Genomic DNA, 5690 nt, shown 5'->3' with positions numbered 1-5690 from the left:
CTTTTGTTTCCCAAACAACCTAAAACCCCAAATTCTGAACCGCCCGCCTAACCGCCTCACCCCTCCTATCATACTTAGCAGTAGTAACAGGAGAAGCATGGCCGGCCAACTTCTGCACAGTAACGATATCACCCGCATCCAACAAATCGCTGCAAAAAGTCCGCCTAAAGTAGATAATGTAGTGGAAATCATTTCTCCCTCTACATTATTATCATGCCTCTACCCACTAATCTTACGGCACTTGACGGAACACCTCTAACTCCTGCCGAAGCGCGAAAATCAAGTCATCCTGTTTATCAATGTTGCCAGTCAATGTGGTTTAACCCCTCAATATTCGGGTTTGGTTGAACTTGACCAAAAATACAGTGATCGTGGCTTTAAAGTAATTGGCGTTCCTTGTAATCAGTTTGGCGCACAAGAACCTGGGAGTCCTCAACAAATTAAAGATTTTACCGCCAGTAAGTACAATGTTGAATTTACTTTGCTCGAAAAACAAGATGTCAATGGGGCCAACCGCAGTCCCCTTTATCTCAATGTCTAGGTGAAGACCCCCGTTAGAGCCAAAAGCTTAACGGTGGGATGAAACCTAGACCAAAAAATAAACCGCGAAGCATCGATTAAGCAGGGTTTTTGAGAGATCGGATAAACTCTCGAAGCACATCGGTTTTGGTGCGCCCTACTTTTTTGGCGTATCTGATTAAAAGTTTCATCTCTGAATCTTCTATCCTGGCACTCAATTGAACTTTGACCATATTGTGTATATAAATGCTATACTAAGTATAATGTAACAAAAAAGTAATGATAATTGGATACAAATACAAGCTAAAACCGAATAGCTCTCAAGAAACAACAATGCTTCAATGGCTTAATTTGTTGCGCTGCCATTACAATTTTTGTTTAAGAGACAGAATAGATAGCTACGAGCAAGTGAGACAGCCCACTTTAGGCAATTATTGTGATTTAAGAACTAAAGCTGAGTGCTGTCCATTAACTTGCTCAGTTTCTAAAAACTCTCAACTAGGAGAACCATATAAAGGTGACAAAAAACGAAATGCTTACGAAATGCAGTCAAGTGAATTACCAAAGTTAAAGCAAGCTAGACCTTGGTACAAAACAGTTCACTCTACTGTTTTACAGCAAAATCTACGAAAATTAGACACCGCTTTTAAAAACTTTTTTAACGGAAAAGGATACCCAAAATTTAAAACTAAACAACGGTTTAAAAGTTTTAACTATCCACCTAATCAAGTAAAGTTAAAAGGGAACAAAATCTATCTTCCTAGTATTGGTTGGATGCGTTTTTATCAATCTCGCTTGATTCCAGATGGCTTTAGTTTACGTTCAGTAACTGTCAGGAAAAAAGCTGATGGTTGGTATATTTCTATTCAGATTGAAGATAAAATAATACCTAAATCACAACCGAAAGATTTAGACAAAATAGAGTCAGCAATCGGTTGTGATTTAGGTATTAAAAAGTTGTTGGCTCTAAGCAATGGAGAACAAATTAAAAATCCCCAGTTTGAAAAACAACTAGAACGAACTAAAGCCATTAGGCAACGTAGATCATCTCGTAAAAAAAGAAGGTCAAAGAATCAGAAAAAAGCGGCTCAAAGATTGGCTAGGATTGAGCAAAAAATAGTTAATCAAAGAACTGATTACCAATGGAAATTAGCTCATTATTTAGCAAGATTAGCAGATGTAATTGTCTTAGAAGACTTAAACATTCAAGGCATGATAAAACGATGCAAACCAAAACAAGATGAAGATGGCAAATATATTAAAAACGGTCAATCGGCAAAAAGAGCCTTAAACAGATTAATCCGAGATTGTTCTTGGGGTGATTTAAAGTTAAAAATACAGTCTGTAGCTGAAAAGTTTGGCTGTATTTACTTAGAAGTAAACCCCAAATATACTTCTCAACAATGCTCTAATTGTAGTCATATTGACTCAGCAAATAGAGATAAAGAAAAGTTTGTCTGCACCAACTGTAATTTCATCGCAGATGCAGACAATCAAGCTAGTATTAACATTGGCAGAAAAGGATTAGAAATACTTGGAATTAATCTCTCCCTCGCTACTGGGAGTCCCCCAGAAAGTTACGTCTAAACCTGAATTAACAGGTTTGATTAGCAATAGTCAGGAAGAATCAATAACGTTAGTTGTTGAGCCTAGAAACCCTGTACAACTAGAGTTGTTTCAGTGGAGGGGTGGTCAGGTAACTGACTTTCAGAATCCCCCGTTAGACCGCCTAAGCGGTTAACGGCGGGAGTCGTCAACAATTCTTAGTTCAAGATGGTGAAGATATTGGTTGGAATTTTGGTAAGTTTCTAGTTGATCGTAATGGTGAAGTCGTGGCACGCTTTGAGCCAGCGACCGCCCCTGATGATGCCGAACTAAAAGCGGCCATCGAGAAAGCCTTGGGTTAATCTGTTCAAAACGAATGTAACTTTGAGCAACGATAGTAGAATTAGGTCAAAGAAATACAACAAAAGGTTTCTTCCGTTGTGTTAATAGTTCCCGCCCCAACTCTGATGACTCCTATCACCACCTACCACCCCCCCATCACTGAAGTTGATAACGATACCCAGGTCATCTATCTGTGGCTGTCGGGGTTAAGTCCTAGCACCCAAAAAACTTACACTCGCACCGTTAACCAATTTCTCGCTTTCGTTGAAAAACCTTTGGCTAAAGTGTTATTGGAGGATTTGACACGGTGGGTTGATCTGCTGTTTCTCAAAGATTATTCCCAAAATTCCATCGCCCTCAAAGTCTCTACCATTAAAAGTTTATTCTCTTATGCTTGGAAAATTGGTTATTTATCCCTCAATATCGCCAAGGCGGTTAAAGCTCCAAGCGGTATTAGTGCCTTACACGAACGCATTTTAGAACAGCCCGACGTTAAAGCTTTAATTGCCGCCGCTAAACCAGGACGCGATCTCTCTCTATTAACTTTAATTTATGCTACCGGACTAAGGGCAACAGAAGCCTTAAGTATTAACTGGCGTGACTTACGACCTCGTAAAGAAGGGGGACAAGTAACCGTCACAGGCAAAGGGGGTAAAATACGAACAGTCTTAATTAGTCAAAATCTTTATCAACAGTTGCAGCAGCTTCCTCGTTCAGATAAGACAGAAGCCCTGTTTACCACTCGCTTTGGTAATCGTTTAGACCGCCATCAACTCCATCGTATCGTTAAAGCAACAGCAGAAAAAGCGGGAATTAATGAGCATACTTCAACCCATTGGTTACGTCATGCCCATGCTTGTCATAGTCTGGAGAATGGCTGTGATATTGATGTTTTGATGCGATCGCTTGGCCATTCGTCTTTGACTGTTACTTCTAAATACTTACACGCTAGACCCAATGAAGGCAGTAGTCAGTTTATTAATATTTAAGTTTTTTGATTCTAAATACTTCTTCGGAGATAGGTAATAAAACCATCTAGTTGATTTTTCGTAACGTCTAAATAATAATACTTAGAACTTAACAGAATTCTTGAAGTAAATACTGATTAATTCAGTATGAATGCTGTTATCATTTCAGTATATTTTAGATTATAGTAAACATTTAGTTAAATCAACCAGTATTACCATGCTCTCTAAACTATTCAAACAAAAAGCTAAGGCTAAAAGTCCGTTATCGCCCCCCATAAAAGTTGAGACAAACATCCAACCCCATAAAACTCTTTCTATAGAGCAACAAAAGATTCAACACAAACAACGAAGAACTTCGGTTATTGATGAATTTGGCAAGTCGATTATCAATTTTTTACAAGCTGATGACATCTGGACTCCTTTACACATTATCGATTTCTTAGAAGTTGATTTTTCCCAAGGATATGATATTCCAGAAACCATTTTGAATGACCTCGAAAAAAGTCAGGAAATTCATAAACAGAATTTAAGACAAACGTATTACAAAAAATCGTTGAATTTTCAACCAAGTTATCTATTGCTCGTGGTTAAAGAGCAAAAAAACAATACGATTACTTCCTTTAAAAACAATCAAAATAACCTTAACTCATTAGTTAACATCTTAAAACCAGATCTTCACCGTTTACTCTTAGTCCGATATTTTGTTCCTCCTATTCCCGATGATCTTCATAAATTTGATGATGTTGTTTTACCGGAAAAATTCCAGGAAACCGTCAAAAATATTATTAATTATATTGACATTAATTATAGTTTAGATAATCTTAATTTTAAGAAGTGGGAAACTTTAATTATTGCCCTACATGATTTGGATGTAAGATTAAATTTTCCTCAAAATGCTGAAGAAGTTACCTTAACTGAGATGTTAACAACTGATTACAGTCATCTGAATTATGAGGAACTAATGGTCAAACAAGTTCTCTCAGAAAAAGTTGAAAAAAATCCCATCTCTATTCCTTTATTTATTCTCTTATTGGCTTTCTTTTGTTCAGAAGAATCCGCCAAAAGCGTTTTTTCTTATCATTACTTATTTGACTCTACCGGCCATGCTAAAAAACGGTCAATGAATCGAGGAGATATTTCATTCCCCAAGCTTTTTAACCAATTACTCGATGAATCATTACTCCCCAAACAATTCAGTAAGTGTCTTTCTATTATCTATAATGAAACCTTCAGATTTAAAGAGACTGAAATTAATGATTTATTCTTAGTTTTTCGGGAAAAATCTGCTCTCAAGCAATAAGGGAAACTACCACAATATTAAATACTTGTAAACTTATGTTGATAATCAGAAAAATACTCTTGTAATAACGGTTGTAATTCACCATAAATCATCGTGTTATTCGTATGAGACTTTAATGAACTTCCTTTACTCATAAAACAGCAAATTAATACTTTCATCATTGCTTCCCCAAAAGGAGTTTTTTCAATAGCAGTAATGTTCCATCCTTTCCCTGGTAAGGGTTTACCTGATTCTAATTTAACCAAACCAAATAAGTCTAAAAGAGCCAAGTGAGTTAAGGTTTCAAGATGTTCTAAATTAAATTTACCAGCATTTTTTTTAGTAATTTTAATTCTTTTCTGAGGAAGTCTCATCCAAGTATTAAAAGTTGAGAGAAAACTAGCAACACCTCCATAATCGATTGCAATCCAAAATACCCCAACTTCTAATAATATTAAATACTGTTCAGTGATATTCAATTCCTGCCAAGTTTTCAATAAGTCTTGATTAACTATTAACTTTGACTTCTTTCCTTCTCGAATAGGATAAGCTAAGTAGTCGGACACAATTAAAGTAAACTGTGAGTTTAGGAAATAGAGAACGGGGAACAGGCAACAGAAAAGAGTTTCAGCCTATTTACATAAATTAACATGGTTCTGTTTATTTATGTCCGACTACTTAATCCTAACAATCTTACCAGTAAATAAAGTCCATGAATATAAGGATAGGATTTTTGTTGAGGTCGTTTCAAGTCAATTTCGATAGGTGTACTCAGACGAGCATTTATTTCTGGTAAAAGTTTCATAGGAAAATAATCATTTTTTCCCGTCACTTCAACCCCATCAGACCCAATAAAGTCTAAGAAAGTTTGCCAATCTTTAAAAATGCGACCTGGACTTTCTTCTGTAATCGTCTGTTGTTGCAACCATTCTTTAAGTTTGGAGTCAACAGGTGGAACCTCTCCCATCAACCCAGAAACCATTAAAAAATCAAGATCCATAATAGTTGATTAGAAATAAATTCAAAGTAATTATCAA

6 protein-coding genes and 1 pseudogene are annotated in these 5690 nt (G+C 36.3%); 4 read left to right on the top strand and 3 right to left on the bottom strand.

Annotation, left to right across the window (positions count from 1 at the left end; genetic code table 11):
* Positions 1-19 precede the first annotated feature (19 nt).
* Positions 20-169, bottom strand: a pseudogene (locus VB691_RS22490) (integrase); the annotation flags it as partial.
* Between the two features lie 93 nt (positions 170-262).
* Between VB691_RS22490 and VB691_RS22485 the strand changes: the two are divergent.
* The 4 genes from VB691_RS22485 to VB691_RS22465 all read left to right on the top strand — a co-directional run bounded on the left by VB691_RS22485 (position 263) and on the right by VB691_RS22465 (position 4674).
* Positions 263-541: a hypothetical protein gene (locus VB691_RS22485; RefSeq protein WP_323293768.1), complete on the top strand. Its 279-nt coding sequence runs from the start codon at positions 263-265 to the stop codon at positions 539-541.
* Between the two features lie 311 nt (positions 542-852).
* Positions 853-2106 (top strand): transposase, encoded by a 1254-nt coding sequence (locus VB691_RS22480; RefSeq protein ID WP_323293766.1) that lies wholly within the window; start codon positions 853-855, stop codon positions 2104-2106.
* A gap of 425 nt (positions 2107-2531) precedes the next feature.
* Positions 2532-3395, top strand: coding sequence for a tyrosine-type recombinase/integrase (locus VB691_RS22470; protein WP_323293765.1), 864 nt, complete (start codon positions 2532-2534; stop codon positions 3393-3395).
* Positions 3396-3591: 196 nt separating this feature from the next.
* On the top strand, positions 3592-4674 hold the full coding sequence (locus VB691_RS22465) for a hypothetical protein (protein ID WP_323293764.1): 1083 nt from the start codon (positions 3592-3594) through the stop codon (positions 4672-4674).
* 17 nt (positions 4675-4691) lie between these two features.
* Here VB691_RS22465 and VB691_RS22460 read toward each other — a convergent pair whose 3' ends face one another.
* Entirely contained in the window at positions 4692-5219 is a 528-nt protein-coding gene (locus tag VB691_RS22460; RefSeq protein ID WP_323293763.1) for a hypothetical protein, read from the bottom strand.
* 98 nt (positions 5220-5317) lie between these two features.
* Positions 5318-5653: a hypothetical protein gene (locus VB691_RS22455; protein WP_323293762.1), complete on the bottom strand. Its 336-nt coding sequence runs from the start codon at positions 5651-5653 to the stop codon at positions 5318-5320.
* Positions 5654-5690 lie beyond the last annotated feature (37 nt).

It is taken from the genome of Crocosphaera sp. XPORK-15E, assembly GCF_034931425.1.
GTDB lineage: Bacteria > Cyanobacteriota > Cyanobacteriia > Cyanobacteriales > Microcystaceae > UHCC-0190.
This window is presented reverse-complemented; position numbering and strand designations above follow the sequence as displayed.